Raw genomic sequence first — 21,322 nt, forward strand, 5'->3', positions numbered from 1 at the left:
AGGCGGTCATGACGCGGCGACTGGTGGTGATCGGTAACGGCATGGCGGCCACCCGGCTGGTGCAGCGGCTGGTTGAGCGCGACCCCGCGCGGTTTGCCATTACCGTCGTCGGCGACGAGCCGCACCCGGCCTATAACCGCATTCAGCTCTCGCCGCTGCTGGCAGGTGAAAAAACGGCGGCGCAGATCCCGTTGCTGCCGGCGGAGTGGTACACCCGGCACGGGGTGTGCCTGCGGTCTGGCGAGGCGGTCGATGAAGTCGATATTCAGCAACGGCGGCTGCGCATCGCGGAAACCTGGCTGCCGTGGGATGAGCTGGTGTTCGCCACCGGTTCGCGGCCCTTTATCCCGCCGCTTCCGGGCATTGATCGTCCGCAGGTTATGCCCTTCCGCACCCTGGCGGACGTGGAACGTATTCTGGCGATACCCGGCCCGGCGGTGGTGATTGGCGGTGGCGTGCTGGGGGTGGAAGCGGCGGCGGCGCTGCGTCGTCACGGCGGAGAGGTCACTCTTCTGCATCGCGGCAGCGGATTAATGGCGCCGCTGACCGACGCTTTTGCCGCCGATGAGCTCAGGCAGCAGCTTGAAGCGCGCGGCATTCGCTGCGTGCTGGCGTGCCGCATCGCCGCCATCGACGCCGATGGCGTGCGGCTGGCGGACGGGCGCGTATTCCGCGCCGCCAGAGTGGTGCTGGCTACCGGCGTGCAGCCCGACAGCCGTCTGGCGGCGCAGTCCGGCGTGCTGTGCCAGCGGGGGATCGTGGTCGACCGTCAGATGGCCTCCTCGCTGCCGGGGATCAGCGCCATCGGCGAATGTTGCGAAATTGACGGCCAGACCTGGGGGCTGGTGGCTCCCTGCCTGCGTCAGGCCGAGGTGCTGGCGGATCGCCTGTGCGGCGCCCCCGGCGAGGGCTTTGTCTGGCAGGACGCCGGGACCCGCCTGAAGGTCACCGGCATTGAACTCTTTAGCGCTGGCGAGCAGCAGGCCGGCGAACAGGATGACATTTATACCAGCTGGGACCCCATCGACCGCCACTATCGCCGCCTGCTGCTGCGCGATGGCCGCCTGCGCGGCGTGCTGCTGATGGGCGACTGCACCGCCGCCGCCGCGCTCACCGCGCGCCTGGAAAGCGATGAGCCTGTCACCGTGGACTGGCTTTTTGATCCCTCTTCAACGCAGCCGCAGGCTGCAGGAATAATGACGATGACGAAACCTGTATTAGTGCTGGTGGGACATGGCATGGTCGGCCACCATTTTCTCGAACAATGCGTGAGCCGCAATCTGCATCAGCAATATCGAATCGTGGTGTTTGGCGAAGAGCGTTACCCCGCCTACGACCGGGTACATCTCTCCGAGTATTTTGCCGGACGCAGCGCCGAGTCGCTGTCGCTGGCGGCCGGGGATTACTTTATTGAACACGGTATTGAACTCCGCCTCGGCGAGGCGGTGGCGACCATCGACCGCGACGCACGGCTGGTACGGGACGCCGAGGGGCATGAAATCCACTGGGATAAACTGGTGCTGGCGACCGGCTCGTATCCCTTTGTTCCGCCAATCCCCGGTAACGATCTCGCGGGGTGCTTTGTCTACCGCACTCTTGACGATCTCGACCGTATCGCCGCCCATGCCGCCGCGGCGAAGAGCGGGGTGGTTATCGGCGGCGGGCTGCTCGGGCTGGAGGCGGCCAACGCCCTGAAACAGCTGGGGCTGGAGACGCAGGTGGTGGAGTTTGCCCCGAACCTGATGGCCGTCCAGCTGGATAACGGCGGGGCGGCGATGCTCCGGGAGAAGATCGTCGCCCTCGGCGTGGGGGTGCATACCAGCAAAGCGACCACCGCCATCGTGCGCGAGGCCGACGGCCTGCGGCTGAACTTTGCCGACGGCGGCGCGTTGCGGACCGACATGGTGGTCTTCTCGGCGGGGATCCGCCCGCAGGACGCGCTGGCCCGCGGCTGCGCGCTGCAGGTGGGCGAACGCGGGGGAATTCACATCGACGGCCAGTGCCGTACCTCTGACCCGGACGTGCTGGCGATAGGCGAATGCGCCCTGTGGGACAATAAAATTTACGGTCTGGTGGCGCCGGGCTATCAGATGGCGCGCATCGCCGCGGCCACTCTCGCAGGAGAGGACGCCTGCTTTAGCGGCGCCGACATGAGCACCAAACTGAAGCTGCTGGGAGTCGACGTGGCCTCGTTTGGCGATGCGCAGGGGCGCACGCCGGGCTGTCAGAGCTATCAATGGACCGACGGTCCGCAGCAGATTTACAAAAAAATCGTCGTCAGTCAGGACGGCAAAGCCTTGCTTGGCGGCGTGCTGGTGGGGGATGCCAGCGACTATGCCACGCTGCTGCAGATGATGCTGAACGGCATGGCGCTGCCGCCGCGTCCGGAGAGTCTGATCCTGCCCGCGCTGGAGGGAGCCGCGCCGAAGGCGCTCGGCGTCGCGGCGCTGCCGGACAGCGCGCCGATCTGCTCCTGCCATAACGTCAGCAAAGGCGATATCTGTCAGGCGGTGAACAATGGGGCGGGGGATATGTCGGCGATAAAAAGCTGCACCAGAGCGGCTACCGGCTGCGGCGGCTGCAGCGCGCTGGTGAAACAGGTGATGGAGTATCAGCTGGCGGAGCAGGGCGTCGAAGTGAAAAAAGACGTCTGCGAACATTTCCCGTGGTCGCGCCAGGAGATCTACCACCTGGTGCGGGTTAACCATATCCATACCTTCGAGCAGTTGATTAGCCGCTACGGCCAGGGGCACGGCTGCGATGTCTGCAAACCGCTGGTGGCCTCGGTGCTGGCCTCCTGCTGGAACGAGTACCTGCTGAAGCCGGCGCACCTGCCGCTGCAGGATACCAACGACCGCTATTTCGCCAATATCCAGAAGGACGGGAGCTATTCGGTGGTGCCGCGGATGGCGGCAGGGGAAGTGACGCCGGACGGACTGATCGCCATCGGGCAGATCGCCAAACGTTACCAGCTCTACAGCAAAGTGACCGGCGGCCAGCGCATCGACCTGTTTGGCGCGCGGCTGGAACAGCTGCCGGCTATCTGGCGCGAGCTGGCCGACGCCGGGTTTGAAACCGGCCACGCCTACGGCAAGTCGCTGCGCACGGTGAAATCCTGCGTCGGCTCAACCTGGTGTCGCTACGGCGTGCAAGACTCCACCGGGCTCGCGGTACGGCTCGAGCATCGCTATAAAGGGCTACGCGCCCCGCACAAAATCAAGATGGCGGTCTCCGGCTGCACCCGCGAATGCGCTGAAGCCCAGGGGAAAGATATCGGGGTGATTGCCACCGACAAAGGCTGGAATCTGTACGTCTGCGGCAACGGCGGGATGAAACCGCGTCACGCCGACCTGTTTGCCAGCGATCTCGACGAAGCGACGCTGATCCGCAGCATCGATCGTCTGCTGATGTTCTATATCCGTACCGCCGATCGCCTGCAGCGAACCAGCACCTGGATGGATAACCTGGAGGGCGGCGTCGCCTATCTGCGGCAGGTGGTGCTGGAGGATAGTCTTGGCATTGGCGAGGAGCTGGAGCAGGAGATGGCCCGGATCGTCGACAGCTACCAGTGCGAGTGGCAGACCACCCTCAACGATCCGCAGCGTCTGGCGCTGTTCCGCTCCTTCGTTAATAGCGACCAGCCCGACGAGGCTGTGCAGCGCCGCGATCTGCGCGGTCAGCCGCAGCCGCTGCTGACTGAGACGTTGCCCGAAGGCGAACTCCCATCCCGACCGTGGCAGGCGGTATGCGACCTTGACGCCATTCCGGCGCAGGCGGGGATCGGCGCCCGCTTAGGGGAGCGGCAGATTGCCCTGTTCCGCTTCGGCGAGCGGGTCTACGCCCTCGACAACCGCGAGCCGGGCAGCGCGGCCAACGTGCTGTCGCGTGGGCTGTTAGGGGACGTCGGCGGCGAGCCGGTGGTGATCTCCCCGCTGTACAAACAGCGGATACGCCTGCGCGACGGCTGGCCGTGCGACGGCGACGAACAGGCGGTACGCGCCTGGCCGGTGAAAGTAGAAAACGGCAAAGTGTGGGTGGGCAACCAGCAGCTGCTGGCCCGCGCGGAGGCCTCCTGATGAAGACCATCCGAACGACCTGCCCCTACTGCGGCGTAGGCTGCGGGGTGCTGGCGAGCGTGGACGACGCGGGGCAGGTGAGCGTGCGCGGCGACGATCAGCACCCGGCGAACCTCGGCCGTCTGTGCGTCAAAGGGGCCGCCTTAGGGGAGACCACGGGCCTGGCGGGGCGGCTGCTGACGCCGGAGGTCGACGGCCAGCAGGTAGCCTGGCCTCAGGCGCTGGCGGAAACCGCTGCGCGCCTGAGACAGATCATCGACCAGCACGGACCGCAAGCGGTGGCCTTTTACGCCTCCGGCCAGCTGTTAACGGAGGATTACTATGCCGCCAATAAGCTGATGAAAGGGTTTATCGGCGCGGCGAACATCGATACCAATTCACGGCTGTGCATGTCGTCAGCGGTCACTGGCTACAAGCGGGCCTTTGGCGCCGACGTGGTGCCCTGCAGCTACGATGATGTGGAAAACAGCGATCTGGTGGTGCTGGTCGGCTCGAACGCCGCCTGGGCGCATCCGGTGCTGTTCCAGCGGCTGGCGCAGGCGAAGCGGGATAATCCCCGATTGCGGATCGTGGCGATCGACCCCCGACGCACCGCTACCTGCGAGATCGCCGACCGCCATCTGGCGCTGGCCCCGGGAAGCGACGGCGGGTTGTTTGCGGGGCTGCTTAACGCCCTGGCTGAGGCAGGAGCCTGCGTCGATGGCTTTCGCGACGGCCCGCAGGCGCTGGCCGCCGCCCGCGGCTGGGACGTGGCGAGGGTGGCGGCCTTTTGCGGTCTGCCTGCCGATGAGGTGGCGGGATTCTATCGCGAGTTCATCGCCGCCCCGCGGGCGATCACCCTCTACACCATGGGAATCAATCAATCCGCCAGCGGCAGCGACAAATGTAACGCCATCATCAACGTCCATCTGGCCAGCGGGAAGTATGGCCGCCGCGGCTGCGGCCCCTTTTCGCTGACCGGTCAACCCAACGCCATGGGCGGCCGAGAAGTCGGCGGGCTGGCGACGATGCTGGCGGCGCACATGGATTTTGTGCCAGACGATCTGCAGCGGCTGGCCCGCTTCTGGGGGACGGAACGGCTGGCGCAGACCCCCGGGCTGACCGCCGTGGAGCTGTTTGCCGCCATTGGCCGCGGCGAGGTCAAAGCGGTCTGGATCATGGGTACCAACCCGGTGGTGTCGCTCCCTGACAGCCACGCGGTGAGCCAGGCGCTGGCCGCCTGTCCGCTGGTGATCGTCTCGGATGTCGCCGCCCAGACCGATACCGGACGTTTCGCCCACATCCGCTTTCCGGCGCTGGCCTGGGGCGAGAAGAATGGCACGGTCACCAACTCGGAGCGGCGGATCTCCCGTCAGCGCAGCTTTCTGCCGCCGCCGGGGGAGGCGAAAGCGGACTGGTGGATCATCGCCAGAGTGGGCCAGGCGCTGGGGTATCGCGAGGCGTTTGCCTGGCAGCATCCGCATGACGTCTTCCGCGAGCATGCGGCGCTGTCCGGTTTCGAAAACGACGGCCAGCGGGCGTTTGATATCGGCGCGCTGGCGGATCTCAGCCGTGAGGCGTGGGACGCCATGCCGCCGGTGCGCTGGCCGGTCAGCCGCAGCGAGGTCGCCTGGGATATCACGCGCGGCTGGCATGGCGATGGCAGGCTGCGGATGGTGCCGGTGACGCCTCAACCGACCCGGGCGACAACCGATGCCTTTTATCCGCTGATCCTCAACAGCGGGCGGATCCGCGATCAGTGGCACACCATGACCCGTACCGGCGCAGTGCCGCGGCTGATGCAGCATATCGCGGAGCCAATGGTGGAGGTGGCGCCGCAGGATGCCGTTCGCTATCAGCTTCCCGCTGACGGGCTGGCGCGGATCTGGTCGCGGCATGGGGTGATGGTGGCGAAAGTGGCGATCAGCGAAGGGCAGCGCCCCGGCTCGCTGTTTGTTCCGATGCACTGGAACAACCAGTTTGCCCGTCAGGGGCGGGTGAATAACCTGCTGGCCGCCGTCACGGACCCGTATTCCGGCCAGCCGGAAAGTAAACAGGCGGCGGTGGCGATCGCCGCCTGGCAACCGGCCTGGCACAGCGAGCTTTTTTGCCGCGAACCGCTACCATTTCCTGCGGCCTGGCATTGGCGGCGGCGGGCGGCGCCAGGCGTGCTGCACTACTCGCTGGCCGGGGAGGCATCTGCCCGACAGTGGCTCAGCGCGTGGTGCGCCCGGCGCGGCTGGCAGTTACAGGTGGCTGACGGCGGCGCGGTGTGGAACCTGCTGGCCTGGCATCAGGGAAGGCTGATGCTCGGCTGGTGGAGCGATGCGCGCGAGCCGGCGGTGGATTGCGCATGGATAAGCGCTGCCTTTGCCGCGCCGCCGTCCGATGCTGTCCAACGACATGCCTTGCTTAGCGGCCGACCGGGCGCCGCCGTCGCGCCGCGGGGGCGGATCGTCTGCAGCTGCTTTGGGGTGGGGGAATGGTCAATTAACGAGGCCATCGCCAGCGGCTGCGCCAGCGTCGGGGCGCTGGGTGGGAAGCTGAAATGCGGGACCAACTGCGGCTCTTGCGTGCCGGAGCTCAACGCGCTGCTGGCGGCGCAACGAACCCGGGCGTAACGGTGGCGCGCAGCGACGCCTCCGGTTGGGCGGCACCTTACCCAACCGGTTTCAGCTTATTCCTGGAATTGCCCACAGGGCTGCGGGAGCAGGGAAAAAACGATAAACTAACACTTCTATCCATTTTTGTGAGCTTGCGCAAACTCTGTTAATGCCTGTGTCGTTCCGTTTGTTGCCAACGTTGACCTTTCTCCTGCTGTTGCCGGGCGTTCCCGTCTGGGCGCTGACCGCCAGCGACACCACCCGCCCTGCGCAAGCGCAAGATCCGCTGCCCGATATGGGGATTGCTCCCCAGGTTGATGACGACGCCCGGCACTTTGCCGAAGTGGCGAAGAAGTTTGGCGAGGCCAGCATGAGCGACAATGGTCTGACGGCGGGTGAACAGGCGCAGCTGTTTGCCATCAGTAAAATCGGCAATGAAGTGAGTCATCAGCTGGAGAGTTGGCTCTCGCCGTGGGGCAACGCCAATGTCGACCTGCTGGTCAATAAAGAGGGGAAATTCACCGGCAGTAAAGGGAGCTGGTTCGTGCCGTTGCAGGATAACGACCGTTATCTGACGTGGAACCAGTACTCGGTGACCCGGCGCGAGCACGATCTGGTGGGCAACATCGGGCTTGGCCAGCGTTGGCGGGTCGGCGGTTGGCTGCTGGGCTATAACTCGTTTTACGATAAAGTGCTGAGCGAAAGCCTGGCGCGCGGCAGCGTTGGCGCCGAAGCGTGGGGAGAATATCTCCGCCTGTCGGCAAACTATTACCATCCGCTGGGCGACTGGCAGCTACGCGATAATCAGACTCAGGAGCAGCGGATGGCCGCAGGGTATGACGTCACCGCCCAGGCGCGGCTGCCGTTCTACCAGCACATCAACACCAGCGTCAGCGTCGAACAGTATTTCGGCGATAGCGTCGATCTGTTTCACTCCGGCACCGGCTACCATAATCCGGTGGCCGTCTCCGTTGGGCTCAATTACACCCCGGTCCCGCTGGTCACGGTGACCGCTAAGCATAAGCAGGGGGAAAATGGCGTCAGCCAGAACAATGTGGGCCTGAAGCTAAACTACCGCTTTGGCGTACCCCTTAAGCAGCAGCTTGCGGCAGACGAGGTGGCGATCAGCAACTCGCTGCGCGGGAGCCGCTTCGATAGTCCGGAGCGGGATAATCTGCCGGTGGTGGAGTATCGTCAGCGCAAAAATCTGACGGTCTATCTGGCCACGCCGCCCTGGGATCTGCAGTCCGGGGAGACGGTGCAGTTGAAGCTGCAGATCCATAGTCTGCATGGCATCAAGGCGCTGCACTGGCAGGGAGACACCCAGGCCCTCAGCCTGACGCCGCCGGTAGATGCCAGCAGCCCCGATGGCTGGAGCATCATTATGCCGGTGTGGAACAGTGAACCGGGCGCCGCGAACCGCTGGCGCCTGTCGGTGGTGGTGGAGGATAAACAGGGGCAGCGCGTCTCCTCCAATGAGATCGCCCTGGCGCTGACCGAGCCGCTGGTCAAGTTTACCACGCCAGGCGTCTCCTGGACGGACTCGCCTTAGAAGATTCGCTCCTGGTGGACCCATACCGCCGCTTCCACGCGGGATTTGAGCTTCATTTTCTTCAGCATGTGCTTTACGTGTACTTTGACGGTGCTTTCGGTGATATCCAGGCGACGGGCGATCATTTTGTTCGGCAGTCCCTGGGCTATCAGCTTGAGAATGTCGCGCTCGCGCGGGGTCAGCTGGCTGATGTCCCGATCGGAGGTGGCGCGGTTGGCGCGCAGGCTGGCGGCCAGCACCGGCGTTAATGCTTCGCTTAATACCATCTCTCCGGCGGCCGCCTGCTGCAGCGCTTTCAGCAGATCTTCCGGTTCCATGTCCTTCAACAAATAGCCATCGGCGCCGCGCTTCAGGGCGGTGACAACGTCCTCTTCATGGTTGGAGACGCTGAAGACCACTACCCGGCCAGAAAGGGATTTCTCACGCAGCTTATCCAGCGTCTCCAGACCGTTCATGCCCGGCATATTAAGGTCCAGCAGGATCAGGTCAGGATCCAGCGACTCGGCCAGCTCGATACCTTGCGCGCCATTGCTGGCCTCGCCAATCACCTGGATGTCCGGCGCCATGCTGATCAACTGTTTCACGCCGGTGCGCAGCATCGGATGGTCGTCAATGAGAAGGATAGTTGCCCGTTCCTGTTGACTCATGAGGGTCTCCTTATTGGATGGAAAACGTTTTTTCCGGGATAAACGTGACGATCACTTCGGTTCCACCGGTTTCCCGGCGTCGTACCTGACAGTCACCGCGCAAGCTCTGGGCGCGATCCCGCATAATAATTAAACCGTAATGGTTACTCCGTTCGGCGTGGTCCGGTACGCCGCGGCCGTTATCCGCTACCACCAGACGAACCTGATTATCGCGTTGTGACACCGTCACGGTTACTTCGGTTGCGCTGGCATGCTTCAGAGCGTTGCTCAACGCTTCGCGAGCGATCTGCAGCAGGTGGATCGCCTGATGCGAGGGCACAAAGCGCGGCGGGAGCTGGTAATCAAGCTGCACCGTAAAGCCGAAGTGGGCGCTGTACTCCTGACAACTGGCCTCCAGCGCCGGCCGAAGCCCCGGCTCGGTCAACTGCAGGCGGAAGGTGGTTAACAGCTCCCGCAGCTGGGCCCACGAGGTATTCAGTTCGTTACGGATCTGCCCCAGCAGCTGGCGGCTCTCCGTCGGCAAGGCGTCGCCTTGCATCTGCAGACAGCTAACCTGCATCTTCATACAGGATAGCGACTGGGCGATGGAGTCGTGCAGTTCGCGGGCGATAGTGGCCCGTTCTTCCATGACGATCAGCTGCTGCTGCTTCTCCTGATGGCGGTCCAGCGCCAGGGTGCTGGTCAGCTGTTCCACCAGGGTATCCACCAGCTGCTGCTGATCGTGGCTGAGATGGCGGCCAACCGGCAGCGTCGCCAACAGGATGCCGTACTGACTATGCGCATCCGACAGCCGCCACTTCAGCGTTGTTCCGCCATCCGGCAGCGGCGGCAGATTGCGTGGACAGAGGTAGCAGCCTTTATCATCACAGTCATCATCCGAGTGGCAGGTAAACTCCTGGTGATTATCTTCGTCTTCCAGGTCGTAAACCCGTACCTCGATATCGCGCAGCAGCGTCAGCCCCTGCAGGCCATTCAGTACCGGCGAAATGCGTTCGCAGAGCGGGGCGCTGGAGTGCAGCCGGCGGTTGGCCTGCCATAAGAAAGCGAGGATCTCGTTCTTCTGCTCCAGTCCGGCAGTCTTCTCCTGCACCCGCCGCTCGAGCACGGCGTAGCTTTCCGCCAGCTCTTCCGACATGTTATTCAGCGCCATGCCCAGGGTCGCCATTTCGTTGCGGCCGCTGATGTGCGCCCGCTGGGTGAAATCACGCTGGCTCACCGCGCGCGCCATGCTCAGCAGCTGTTTCCACGGCCGCAGCAGGCGGGCGCGTAGCCAGATGATAGTGAAGATCAGCAGCAGCGCCATACCAATGGCGAGGATGCGATGGATCCAGACCACCCGTTCGATACGCTGCTCGGTGGTGTGGTCGAATGCGGTGACCAACTGGTCGATACGATCGACAAAGTCGGCGACATCCTGGGCCACTTCCGCCTGATTGACTGCGCGCTGCATGCCGGGGGCCAGCGCCAGCTGCCAGTACTGCTGCAGGGCTTTAAGCTGGATTTCCTGGCCGTCGCGGCGGGCGGAATTTTGCAGCTCCGGGCTGAAGACGGTGGCGGTCATGTCCGCCACCAGTTTTTGATCGTTTTCATTCAGCGGGATCGCCGCCAGCAGCCGGTAGCTTTGCATACGCAATGAACCGGCCTTGTTAATGGCGTGCGCGCTGCCCTGCACGCCGTTCACCAGGCGCGCGGAGATCGCCATGCCGGCGACGCCAATAATCGTGGCGAGCAGCACGATTAACGCCAGTTGATTGACCAGCGTCAGCGGGGTAAAAAGACGTTTTAACATGGAATGCGTGGCTCCTGACCGGTCATGTCTCCGGGAGTGGCGCTTATTCTCGACTATCCCCTGGAGTATACCCATACCCCCAAAGAGTTACTCCTTAATTGTCGGTGGTAGGCGATGTTAGGGGGGGGATTATACGCAACCCGGCAGCAGCGTGAAAAACCACACTTTTTTCCTCACCATTCTCTACTCACTTGGAGGCATGGTTTATTTTTGCACAAATTAGCTCGCGCTTTTCCTTTGATTTATATCAACTTACCGCCCCGGGTAACCCCTAAGGTAGCGGCAGGAAATATGAATAATCAGAGGTATCTATGAGTCAATCTTCCCTCCCGGAGAAGGCTAACCGCTCGGTCATAACCGACTGGCGGCCTGAAGATCCTGAATTCTGGCAACAGCGCGGCCATCGTGTGGCAAGCCGCAATTTATGGATCTCCGTTCCCTGTCTGTTACTGGCGTTCTGCGTTTGGATGTTGTTCAGCGCGGTTGCCGTTAACCTCAACAAAGTAGGCTTTCAGTTTACAACCGATCAGCTGTTTATGCTGACCGCGCTGCCGGCGCTGTCAGGCGCCTTATTACGCGTGCCTTACGCCTTTATGGTGCCGCTGTTCGGCGGCCGTCGCTGGACGGCGTTCAGCACCGGGATCATGATTGTGCCATGCGTCTGGCTGGGCTTCGCGGTCCAGGATACCTCTACGCCGTTTAGCATCTTCGTGATTATCTCTCTGCTGTGCGGCTTCGCCGGAGCCAACTTTGCCTCCAGTATGGCCAACATCAGCTTCTTCTTCCCGAAAGCGAAGCAGGGCGGGGCGCTCGGCGTTAACGGCGGACTTGGCAATATGGGCGTCAGCGTGATGCAGCTGGTCGCGCCGCTGGTGGTCTCGATCTCTATCTTTGCCGTTTTTGGCGGTAACGGTAGCGAGCAACCGGACGGCTCGATGCTGTATCTGGAAAACGCCGCGTGGATCTGGGTGCCTTTCCTGATTATTTTCACTCTGGCGGCGTGGTTCTTTATGAACGACCTGTCGGCTTCGAAAGCGTCGCTGAGCGAGCAGTTGCCGGTACTTAAGCGCCTGCATCTGTGGATTATGGCGCTGCTCTATCTCGCGACCTTCGGCTCCTTTATCGGCTTTTCCGCCGGGTTCGCGATGCTGTCAAAAACTCAGTTCCCGGATGTGCAGATCCTGCATTACGCCTTCTTCGGCCCGTTCATTGGCGCGCTGGCGCGTTCGATGGGCGGGGCGATCTCCGACCGCCTCGGTGGGACCCGCGTAACGCTGGTCAACTTTGTGGTGATGGCTGTCTTCTGCGCGCTGCTGTTCCTGACCCTGCCGACCAACGGCCAGGGCGGTAACTTTATCGCCTTCTTCGCGGTGTTTATGGTGCTGTTCCTGACCGCCGGGCTGGGGAGCGCCTCCACCTTCCAGATGATCTCCGTGATCTTCCGTAAGCTGACTATGGACCGCGTGAAGGCCCAGGGCGGCAGCGAAGCGCAGGCGATGCGCGAGGCGGCGACCGATACCGCGGCGGCGCTGGGCTTTATCTCCGCCATTGGCGCTATCGGCGGCTTCTTTATTCCGAAAGCGTTCGGTATCTCGCTGGATCTGACCGGCTCGCCGGCCGGGGCGATGAAAGTGTTCCTCGTGTTCTATATTGCCTGCGTGGTGATCACCTGGGCGGTATACGGTCGTAAGCGTCAGTAATCGGCCGCGGTAACGTTGGCGTATAAAAAGGCGCGCTCCCCACGGAGGCGCCTTTTTTCACCGCTTAATTAGTTACAACATACTATGGGATAATATTGTCCGCATCGACCGTTGAGCCAGAACAGGTGGGCTTGCCAGTGAAATGGCTCTACCCCTTAATACCTCCGTTGTTAACAAATCCCGGTGAGGCGCCGCTTTTTGAGGTGAAAATCATTAAAATACAAGAAGTTAAAAAATAACATCTTGTACCACCTTGGTGGTAATCGAGGTTTTGCTGCGCAGTAACAAGCCAGTTCGGATTGATCGCTATCAATTCTCGCCCTCTTTCATAGCGTTACCTTCGCTGCAAATCCAGCAATGTCGATTTATCAGAGAGCCGTCAGGCTCCATATCAGGAGAAACCCGATGAGTAAATTCCTGGACCGGTTTCGCTACTTCAAACAGAAGGGTGAAACCTTTGCCGATGGGCACGGCCAGCTTCTAAACACCAACCGGGACTGGGAGGATGGATACCGTCAACGTTGGCAGCATGACAAAATTGTGCGTTCCACTCACGGTGTCAACTGCACCGGCTCATGCAGCTGGAAGATTTATGTCAAAAACGGTCTGGTAACCTGGGAAACGCAGCAGACTGACTACCCGCGCACCCGCCCGGACCTGCCGAACCACGAACCACGCGGTTGCCCGCGCGGCGCCAGCTACTCCTGGTACCTGTACAGCGCTAACCGCCTGAAATACCCGCTGATGCGTAAACGCCTGATGAAGATGTGGCGGGAAGCGAAAGTTCAGCATAGCGATCCGGTTGAGGCATGGGCGTCGATTATCGAAGACGCCGACAAAGCTAAAAGCTTCAAACAGGCCCGCGGTCGCGGCGGTTTTGTACGTTCCTCCTGGCAGGAAGTGAATGAGCTGATTGCCGCCTCCAACGTCTATACCGTCAAAACCTACGGTCCGGACCGCGTGGCTGGCTTCTCGCCGATCCCGGCGATGTCGATGGTCTCCTACGCGTCCGGCGCCCGTTATCTGTCGCTGATCGGCGGCACCTGCCTGAGCTTCTACGACTGGTACTGCGACCTGCCGCCGGCTTCGCCGATGACCTGGGGCGAGCAGACCGATGTGCCGGAATCCGCCGACTGGTATAACTCCAGCTATATCATCGCCTGGGGCTCCAACGTGCCGCAGACCCGCACCCCGGATGCGCACTTCTTTACCGAAGTCCGCTATAAAGGGACCAAAACCGTAGCCATCACTCCGGACTACGCCGAAATCGCCAAACTCTGCGATCTGTGGCTGGCGCCGAAGCAGGGTACCGATGCCGCGATGGCGCTGGCGATGGGCCATGTGATGCTGCGTGAATTCCACCTCGATAAGCCGAGCCAGTATTTCACCGACTATGTGCGCCGCTATACCGACATGCCGATGCTGGTGATGCTCGAGGAGCGCGACGGTTATTATGCCGCCGGCCGTACGCTGCGCGCATCCGACCTCGTGGATTCCCTTGGTCAGGAGAACAATCCGGAATGGAAAACCGTCGCCTTTGACGAGAAGGGCGACATGACCGTACCGAACGGTTCCCTCGGATTCCGCTGGGGCGACAAAGGCAAATGGAACCTCGAACAGCGCGACGGTAAAACTGGCGAAGAGATTGAGCTACGTCTGAGCCTGCTGGGCAGCCATGATGAAGTGGCGAACGTCGGCTTCCCGTACTTCGGCGGCGAAGGTTCTGAGCACTTCAACAAAGTCGATCTGGAAAACATTCTGCTGCACAAACTGCCGGCCAAACGCCTGCAGCTGGCCGACGGCTCTACCGCCCTGGTCACCACCGTGTATGACCTGACCATGGCTAACTACGGCCTGGAGCGCGGTCTGAACGATGACAACTGCGCCGCCGGCTACGATGAAGTGAAAGCCTACACCCCGGCGTGGGCGGAGAAGATCACCGGCGTCTCCCGCGCGCATATCATCCGTACCGCCCGTGAATTTGCCGATAACGCCGATAAAACTCACGGTCGTTCGATGATTATCGTCGGGGCGGGCCTCAACCACTGGTTCCACCTCGACATGAACTACCGCGGCCTGATCAATATGCTGATCTTCTGCGGCTGCGTCGGTCAGAGCGGCGGCGGTTGGGCGCACTATGTGGGCCAGGAAAAACTGCGTCCGCAGACCGGCTGGCAGCCGCTGGCGTTCGCCCTTGACTGGCAGCGTCCGGCACGTCACATGAATAGTACCTCGTACTTCTATAACCACTCCAGCCAGTGGCGCTATGAAACGGTGACCGCGCAGGAACTGCTGTCGCCGATGGCGGATAAATCCCGTTACAGCGGCCACCTGATCGACTTTAACGTGCGCGCAGAGCGGATGGGCTGGCTGCCGTCGGCGCCGCAGCTTGGCGTCAACCCGCTGCGTATCGCTGACGAAGCGAAAAAAGCCGGCATGACCCCGGTGGATTACACCGTGAAGTCGCTGAAAGAGGGCTCGATTCGCTTTGCGGCCGAGCAGCCGGAAAATGGCAAAAACCACCCGCGTAACCTGTTTATCTGGCGTTCCAACCTGCTGGGCTCCTCCGGTAAAGGCCATGAATACATGCTCAAGTACCTGCTGGGTACCGAGAACGGCATTCAGGGCAAAGACCTGGGCAAGCAGGGCGGCGTGAAGCCGGAAGAAGTCGAATGGCGGGATAACGGCCTCGACGGCAAACTGGATCTGGTGGTGACCCTCGATTTCCGTCTGTCGAGCACCTGTCTCTACTCCGACATCGTGCTGCCGACCGCCACCTGGTACGAAAAAGACGACATGAATACCTCGGATATGCATCCGTTTATTCACCCGCTGTCGGCCGCCGTTGATCCAGCCTGGGAATCGAAGAGCGACTGGGAGATCTATAAAGGTATCGCGAAGAAATTCTCTGAAGTGTGCGTGGGCCACCTCGGTAAAGAAACCGACGTGGTGACCCTGCCGATCCAGCACGACTCCGCCGCGGAAATGGCGCAGCCGCTGGATGTCAAAGACTGGAAAAAAGGCGAATGCGATCTCATCCCCGGGAAAACCGCGCCGCATATTATTCCGGTTGAGCGTGATTACCCGGCGACCTACGAGCGTTTCACCTCGATCGGCCCGCTGCTGGAAACCATCGGCAACGGCGGGAAAGGCATCGCCTGGAACACCCAGAGCGAGATGGATCTGCTGCGTAAGCTCAACTACACCAAGGCGGAAGGCCCGGCGAAAGGCCAGCCGAAGCTGGAAACGGCCATCGACGCCGCGGAAATGATCCTCACCCTGGCCCCGGAAACCAACGGTCAGGTGGCGGTGAAAGCGTGGCAAGCGCTGAGCGAGATCACCGGTCGCGAGCATACGCACCTCGCGCTGAACAAAGAAGACGAGAAGATCCGTTTCCGCGACATTCAGGCGCAGCCGCGGAAGATTATCTCCAGCCCGACCTGGTCTGGCCTGGAAGATGAGCATGTCTCCTACAACGCCGGTTACACCAACGTTCACGAGCTGATCCCGTGGCGCACGCTGTCCGGCCGTCAGTCGCTGTATCAGGATCACCAGTGGATGCGCGACTTCGGCGAAAGCCTGCTGGTCTATCGGCCGCCGATTGACACCCGTTCGGTGAAAGCGGTGATGGGCGAGAAGTCCAACGGCAACCCGGAGAAGGCGCTGAACTTCCTGACCCCGCACCAGAAATGGGGTATCCACTCGACCTACAGCGATAACCTGCTGATGCTGACCCTGTCGCGCGGTGGGCCGATTGTCTGGATGAGCGAAGCGGATGCGAAAGATCTGGGTATCGAAGATAACGACTGGATCGAAGTCTTCAACGCCAACGGCGCCCTGACGGCGCGTGCGGTGGTGAGTCAGCGCGTTCCAGCCGGGATGACCATGATGTATCACGCGCAGGAACGTATCGTGAACCTGCCGGGCTCTGAAATCACCGGTCAGCGCGGGGGGATCCATAACTCCGTCACCCGTATTACGCCGAAACCGACCCACATGATCGGCGGCTACGGCCACCTGGCCTATGGCTTTAACTACTACGGCACCGTCGGCTCCAACCGCGATGAGTTTGTGGTGGTACGTAAGATGAAGAACATTAACTGGTTAGACGGCGAAGGCAACGACCAGGTACAGGAGAGCGTAAAATGAAAATTCGTTCACAAGTCGGCATGGTGCTGAATCTCGATAAGTGCATCGGCTGCCACACCTGCTCGGTGACCTGTAAAAACGTCTGGACCAGCCGGGAAGGGATGGAATACGCCTGGTTCAACAACGTGGAAAGTAAGCCGGGCGTCGGTTTCCCGAACGACTGGGAAAACCAGGAAAAATGGAAGGGCGGCTGGATCCGCAAAATCAACGGTAAACTGCAGCCGCGCATGGGCAATCGCGCGATGCTGTTGGGTAAAATCTTCGCCAACCCGCATCTGCCGGGCATCGATGATTACTACGAGCCGTTTGATTATGACTACCAGAATCTGCATAACGCGCCGGAGAGCAAACATCAGCCGATCGCCCGTCCGCGCTCGCTGATCACCGGCCAGCGGATGGACAAGATCACCAGCGGTCCGAACTGGGAAGAGATCCTCGGCGGCGAGTTTGAAAAACGCGCCAAAGATCAGAACTTCGACAACATGCAGAAGGCGATGTACGGCCAGTTCGAAAACACCTTCATGATGTATCTGCCGCGCCTGTGCGAGCACTGCCTGAACCCGGCCTGCGTCGCGACCTGCCCGAGCGGCGCCATCTATAAGCGTGAAGAAGACGGCATCGTACTGATCGACCAGGACAAGTGCCGCGGCTGGCGGATGTGTATCACCGGCTGTCCGTACAAGAAGATCTATTTCAACTGGAAGAGCGGGAAATCCGAGAAATGCATCTTCTGCTACCCGCGTATTGAATCCGGGATGCCGACGGTGTGCTCCGAAACCTGCGTGGGCCGTATCCGTTATCTCGGCGTCCTGCTATACGACGCGGACGCGATTGAAAACGCCGCCAGCACCGAGAACGAGAAAGATCTGTATCAGCGTCAGCTGGACGTGTTCCTCGATCCCAACGATCCGAAAGTGATCGAGCAGGCGCTGAAAGATGGCGTACCGCAGGGGGTCATTGAAGCTGCGCAGCAGTCGCCGGTTTACAAAATGGCGATGGACTGGAAGCTGGCCCTGCCGCTGCACCCGGAATATCGCACCTTGCCAATGGTCTGGTACGTGCCGCCGCTGTCGCCGATTCAGTCCGCCGCCGATGCGGGTGAACTGGGTAGCAACGGGATCCTGCCGGACGTGGAAAGCCTGCGTATTCCGGTGCAATATCTGGCGAACCTGCTGACCGCGGGCGATACCCAGCCGGTACTGCTGGCGCTGAAACGAATGCTGGCGATGCGCCACTATAAGCGTGCGGAAACCGTTGACGGCGTCGTCGATACCCGCGCGCTGGAAGAGGTGGGGCTGAGCGAAGCGCAGGCTCAGGAAATGTATCGCTATCTGGCGATCGCCAACTACGAAGATCGTTTCGTGGTGCCGAGCAGCCATCGTGAACAGGCGCGAGAAGCGTTTCCGGAGAAAAACGGCTGCGGCTTTAGCTTTGGCGATGGCTGCCACGGCTCTGACAGTCAGTTCAACCTGTTCAACAGCCGTCGCATCGACGCCATCGACGTGACCAGCAAAACGGAGCCGCACGCATGATTGAACTCGTGATTGTATCGCGTCTGCTCGAATATCCTGACGCTGCCTTATGGCAGCATCAGCAGGAGATGTTCGAGGCGCTCGCGTCATCAGAGAAACTCAGCAAAGAGGATGCCCACGCGCTGGGCGTTTTCCTGCGCGATTTAGTGGCTCAGGATCCGCTGGACGCCCAGGCGGCCTATAGCGAACTGTTTGACCGCGGCCGGGCCACCTCGCTGCTGCTGTTTGAACATGTCCACGGCGAATCCCGCGATCGCGGGCAGGCGATGGTCGACCTGATGGCGCAGTACGAGCGCCACGGTCTGCTGCTGGATAGCCATGAGCTGCCGGATCATCTGCCGCTATATCTGGAGTATCTGGCGCAGCTGCCGGAAGAGGAAGCGCTTGGCGGCCTGCGGGACGTCGCGCCGATCCTCGGTCTGCTCAGCGCGCGCCTGCAGCAGCGCGAAAGTCGCTATGCGGTGCTGTTCGAGCTATTGCTGAAGCTGGCCAATACTCAGGTCGACAGCCAGAAGGTGGCGGAGAAGATTGCCGACGAAGCGCGCGACGATACGCCGCAGGCGCTGGACGCCGTCTGGGAAGAAGAACAGGTCAAATTCTTTGCCGACCAGGGCTGCGGCGAGTCGGAAATTTCCGCTCACCAGCGTCGTTTTGCCGGAGCCGTGGCCCCGCAATATCTGAATATCTCTAACGGAGGACAGCAATAATGCACTTCCTGAATATGTTCTTCTTTGACATTTATCCGTACATTGCGGGTTCGGTGTTCCTGATTGGCAGCTGGTTGCGCTATGACTATGGCCAGTACACCTGGCGCGCCGCCTCCAGCCAGATGCTGGACCGTAAGGGGATGAACCTGGCGTCGAACCTGTTCCATATCGGCATCCTGGGTATTTTCGCCGGCCACTTCCTCGGCATGCTGACCCCGCACTGGATGTATGAGTCCTTCCTGCCGATCGACGTCAAGCAGAAGATGGCGATGATCGCCGGCGGCGCCTGCGGCGTGATGACCCTGGTGGGCGGGTTACTGCTGCTCAAGCGTCGTCTGCTCAGCCCGCGCGTTCGCGCCACCACCACCGGAGCGGATATTCTGATCCTCTCGTTGCTGATGGTGCAGTGTGCGCTCGGCCTGCTGACGATCCCGTTCTCCGCTCAGCATATGGACGGCAGTGAAATGATGAAACTGGTCGGCTGGGCGCAGTCGGTGGTGACGTTCCACGGCGGCGCGTCACAGCATCTGGATGGCGTGGCGTTTATTTTCCGCGTTCACCTGGTGCTGGGCATGACCCTGTTCCTGCTGTTCCCGTTCTCCCGTCTGGTTCATATCTGGAGCGCGCCGGTCGAATACCTGACGCGCAAATACCAGATTGTCCGCGCCCGTCGCTAACTGGCCCGCGACTGCTCACTGACCCCGCCGCGGCGGGGTTTTTTTTCGCCCCAGCCGAGATTATTCCCTGCGGCGGCAAACAGAATAAGCATCCCACCGAGCAATTGCACCGCGGATAACGCATGGTGGAAGACCAGATAGTCAACCACCATCGCCACCAGCGGATAAATAAAGGAGAGCGAACCGGTAACGGGCGTCGGCAGTTTCTGTATCGCGCTATATAAAAGCTGATACATGATCCCGGTATGGACGATGCCGAGGATCAGCAGATAGCGCCAGGGGAAGCTGGCCGTCAATTCGGGGGCATGCACCAGCGGCAGCAGCATCACGACGCCGACGAGAACCTGAATGAAGGCGATATGTTGCGCGGGGAGCGGATGCAGTTTGCGCGCGATGATGGCGGTCAGGGCATAGAAGAATGCCGCGCCCAGCGCCAGCAACACGCCGGTGGTAAGCCCCTCTTCGTGTGCAGGCGTCAGCTCGCTCGACAGCAGGATCACTAGGCCGCCAAAGGCCAGCAGTAACCATCCCCATTTCACGGCGCTGACCCGTTCCCCCAGCACCATCCCCATCAGTACCAGCATAAACGGCTGGGTGTTATAGACCACGGTGGCCATACCGATTGAGATCCGTGAATAGGCGGCAAACAGCAGCAGCCAGTTGACGACCAGCGCCGCGCCGCCAATCACCGCCAGAGCGAGAGTGAAACGCGTTAGCCGGCTGAAGGGCTGGCGGCTTAACACGATAAACACCAGCAGGGTTAGCGCGCCAATCAGGCAGCGCCAGAACACCACATCAGTCACCGGCAAACCAGAGAGCAGCACGAACGCGCCGATCGAGCCGGAGATTATCATTGCCAGGCTCATCTGCCAGACGCCGCGGGTAAGTTGCATTTTTCACCTCCACCATTTTTTAGTTATTGTGCGAAAAACCCTGACAGGGTGATATGGCTGAATTAAGGTAGAAGGGGGGAAATGCCTTTTATAATTAGGTGAAATATATGAATGACGTACTTGATGAAATTGATCGGGCGATCCTCACCTGCCTGACTCAGGATGCCAGAGTTTCGCTCAAGGTCCTGAGCGCGCGAGTGGGGCTGACCTCGCCGAGCACCGCCGAGCGGGTGAAGCGCCTGGAGGAGCGGGGTGTCATTCAGGGCTATGGGGCGCGGGTAAATCTCGCCGCGCTGGGCTATAGCCTGCAGGCGCTGGTGCGGGTCCGTCCGCTGCCTGGGCTGCTGCAGAAGGTGGATAAATATATCCAGGCGATGCCGGAATGTATTGAAAGTGACAAGGTGACCGGGGAAGATTGTTTTGTGATGCGTCTCGTGGTGCGCGATATTGCCCAGCTGGATACCCTGCTGGACGGTCTGGCGGAGTATGCGCAGTGTAACACCTCGGTGGTGAAAAGCTCGCCGGTAAAAAGGCGGTTACCACCGCTGTGAGTTTTTCCGGAGGCGGTGCTGCGCACCTGTCCGGGCTACCAGACGGCACCACCTGTCGCCTCGCTAAGCGAAGCGCGAGCGATGAGACAGCAGAACAGGTGGCTGAGAGTGCAACAGTGGTGGGGGAAGGATTACTCGGCGCTAAAGCGCTTCGCCCTTCGGGCCGTTGCCTGCGGCAACGTTCTCTCGCTTCGCTCGAGTCGAACCTTGGTCGAAGCTTCTCATCCTTCCCCGTGGGGCAGAATATAGCGTATCGCAGGTGGAATAAGCTGGGCAATACATGAAGAGATGGTGGTGGGGGAAGGATTACTCGGCGCTAAAGCTCCTCGCCCTTCGGGCCGTTGCCTGCGGCAACGTTCTCTCGCTTCGCTCGAGTCGAACCTTAGTCGAACCTTAGTCGAACCTTAGTCGAAGCTTCTCATCCTTCCCTGTAGGGCAGAATATAGAATACCGTAGGTAGATTATGC

13 protein-coding genes and 2 other RNA genes are annotated in these 21,322 nt (G+C 61.1%); 10 read left to right on the plus strand and 5 right to left on the minus strand.

Annotation, left to right across the window (positions count from 1 at the left end):
- Positions 1–8: 8 nt before the first annotated feature.
- The 3 genes from nirB (at position 9) to KHQ26_RS00770 (ending at position 8,210) form a co-directional block, all read left to right on the plus strand.
- Complete coding sequence (gene nirB / locus KHQ26_RS00760) at positions 9–4,076, plus strand: nitrite reductase large subunit NirB (protein WP_020803637.1); 4,068 nt, start codon at positions 9–11, stop codon at positions 4,074–4,076.
- Positions 4,076–6,676, plus strand: a complete 2,601-nt coding sequence (locus KHQ26_RS00765) for a nitrate reductase (protein WP_004180384.1) — start codon at positions 4,076–4,078, stop codon at positions 6,674–6,676. Before nirB ends, KHQ26_RS00765 begins: the two co-directional genes overlap by 1 nt.
- A gap of 151 nt (positions 6,677–6,827) precedes the next feature.
- A complete protein-coding gene (locus KHQ26_RS00770) occupies positions 6,828–8,210 on the plus strand; it encodes a YchO/YchP family invasin (protein WP_020803639.1) in 1,383 nt (460 codons plus the stop codon).
- Here the strand turns inward: KHQ26_RS00770 and narL are convergent.
- Both narL and narX read right to left on the minus strand, forming a co-directional pair.
- Positions 8,207–8,857, minus strand: a complete 651-nt coding sequence (narL, locus tag KHQ26_RS00775) for a two-component system response regulator NarL (RefSeq protein WP_002910198.1) — start codon at positions 8,855–8,857, stop codon at positions 8,207–8,209. The two genes, KHQ26_RS00770 and narL, sit on opposite strands and share 4 nt — an antisense overlap.
- A 10-nt stretch (positions 8,858–8,867) precedes the next feature.
- Positions 8,868–10,646 (minus strand): nitrate/nitrite two-component system sensor histidine kinase NarX, encoded by a 1,779-nt coding sequence (gene narX / locus KHQ26_RS00780; RefSeq protein ID WP_004175566.1) that lies wholly within the window; start codon positions 10,644–10,646, stop codon positions 8,868–8,870.
- 311 nt (positions 10,647–10,957) lie between these two features.
- Here narX and KHQ26_RS00785 point away from each other — a divergent pair, with 311 nt between their 5' ends.
- The 6 genes from KHQ26_RS00785 (at position 10,958) to narI (ending at position 19,411) form a co-directional block, all read left to right on the plus strand.
- Positions 10,958–12,346: a NarK family nitrate/nitrite MFS transporter gene (locus KHQ26_RS00785; protein WP_004175568.1), complete on the plus strand. Its 1,389-nt coding sequence runs from the start codon at positions 10,958–10,960 to the stop codon at positions 12,344–12,346.
- Positions 12,347–12,471: 125 nt separating this feature from the next.
- Positions 12,472–12,585 carry a hypothetical protein gene (locus KHQ26_RS00790; protein WP_032410842.1) on the plus strand — a complete coding sequence of 38 codons (114 nt, stop codon included), beginning with the start codon at positions 12,472–12,474 and terminating at the stop codon, positions 12,583–12,585.
- 166 nt (positions 12,586–12,751) lie between these two features.
- Entirely contained in the window at positions 12,752–16,495 is a 3,744-nt protein-coding gene (locus tag KHQ26_RS00795; protein WP_004189443.1) for a nitrate reductase subunit alpha, read from the plus strand.
- A complete protein-coding gene (gene narH / locus KHQ26_RS00800) occupies positions 16,492–18,027 on the plus strand; it encodes a nitrate reductase subunit beta (RefSeq protein WP_002910193.1) in 1,536 nt (511 codons plus the stop codon). Before KHQ26_RS00795 ends, narH begins: the two co-directional genes overlap by 4 nt.
- On the plus strand, positions 18,024–18,734 hold the full coding sequence (gene narJ, locus KHQ26_RS00805; protein WP_002910191.1) for a nitrate reductase molybdenum cofactor assembly chaperone: 711 nt from the start codon (positions 18,024–18,026) through the stop codon (positions 18,732–18,734). The genes narH and narJ overlap by 4 nt, the downstream gene beginning before the upstream one ends.
- The gene (narI, locus tag KHQ26_RS00810; protein ID WP_002910189.1) at positions 18,734–19,411 is read left to right on the plus strand and encodes a respiratory nitrate reductase subunit gamma; all 678 of its coding nucleotides are present in this window, start codon (positions 18,734–18,736) and stop codon (positions 19,409–19,411) included. The genes narJ and narI overlap by 1 nt, the downstream gene beginning before the upstream one ends.
- Here the strand turns inward: narI and KHQ26_RS00815 are convergent.
- The gene (locus tag KHQ26_RS00815; RefSeq protein ID WP_004211127.1) at positions 19,408–20,304 is read right to left on the minus strand and encodes a DMT family transporter; all 897 of its coding nucleotides are present in this window, start codon (positions 20,302–20,304) and stop codon (positions 19,408–19,410) included. The genes narI and KHQ26_RS00815 overlap by 4 nt on opposite strands.
- A gap of 107 nt (positions 20,305–20,411) precedes the next feature.
- On the opposite strand from KHQ26_RS00815, the gene KHQ26_RS00820 reads away from it, so the two are divergent.
- Positions 20,412–20,855, plus strand: coding sequence for an Lrp/AsnC family transcriptional regulator (locus tag KHQ26_RS00820; protein ID WP_004152249.1), 444 nt, complete (start codon positions 20,412–20,414; stop codon positions 20,853–20,855).
- Positions 20,856–20,969: 114 nt separating this feature from the next.
- On the opposite strand, the gene KHQ26_RS00825 is transcribed toward KHQ26_RS00820, so the two are convergent.
- Together KHQ26_RS00825 and KHQ26_RS00830 are read right to left on the minus strand one after the other, a co-directional pair.
- A non-coding RNA gene (locus KHQ26_RS00825) (RtT sRNA) lies at positions 20,970–21,101 on the minus strand.
- A 43-nt stretch (positions 21,102–21,144) separates the two neighbouring features.
- Positions 21,145–21,298, minus strand: a non-coding RNA gene (locus KHQ26_RS00830) — RtT sRNA.
- Positions 21,299–21,322 lie beyond the last annotated feature (24 nt).

Source organism: Klebsiella sp. 10 (assembly GCF_018223925.1).
Lineage (GTDB): Bacteria > Pseudomonadota > Gammaproteobacteria > Enterobacterales > Enterobacteriaceae > Klebsiella > Klebsiella pneumoniae.

Coding starts and splice junctions, on each gene's coding strand:
- KHQ26_RS00820 (WP_004152249.1), top strand. CDS start 20,412: ATGAATGACGTACTTGATGAAATTGATCGGGCGATCCTCACCTGCCTG.
- narJ (WP_002910191.1), top strand. CDS start 18,024: ATGATTGAACTCGTGATTGTATCGCGTCTGCTCGAATATCCTGACGCT.
- narL (WP_002910198.1), bottom strand. CDS start 8,857: ATGAGTCAACAGGAACGGGCAACTATCCTTCTCATTGACGACCATCCG.
- nirB (WP_020803637.1), top strand. CDS start 9: ATGACGCGGCGACTGGTGGTGATCGGTAACGGCATGGCGGCCACCCGG.
- narI (WP_002910189.1), top strand. CDS start 18,734: ATGCACTTCCTGAATATGTTCTTCTTTGACATTTATCCGTACATTGCG.
- narH (WP_002910193.1), top strand. CDS start 16,492: ATGAAAATTCGTTCACAAGTCGGCATGGTGCTGAATCTCGATAAGTGC.
- KHQ26_RS00795 (WP_004189443.1), top strand. CDS start 12,752: ATGAGTAAATTCCTGGACCGGTTTCGCTACTTCAAACAGAAGGGTGAA.
- KHQ26_RS00815 (WP_004211127.1), bottom strand. CDS start 20,304: ATGCAACTTACCCGCGGCGTCTGGCAGATGAGCCTGGCAATGATAATC.
- narX (WP_004175566.1), bottom strand. CDS start 10,646: ATGTTAAAACGTCTTTTTACCCCGCTGACGCTGGTCAATCAACTGGCG.
- KHQ26_RS00770 (WP_020803639.1), top strand. CDS start 6,828: ATGCCTGTGTCGTTCCGTTTGTTGCCAACGTTGACCTTTCTCCTGCTG.
- KHQ26_RS00765 (WP_004180384.1), top strand. CDS start 4,076: ATGAAGACCATCCGAACGACCTGCCCCTACTGCGGCGTAGGCTGCGGG.
- KHQ26_RS00785 (WP_004175568.1), top strand. CDS start 10,958: ATGAGTCAATCTTCCCTCCCGGAGAAGGCTAACCGCTCGGTCATAACC.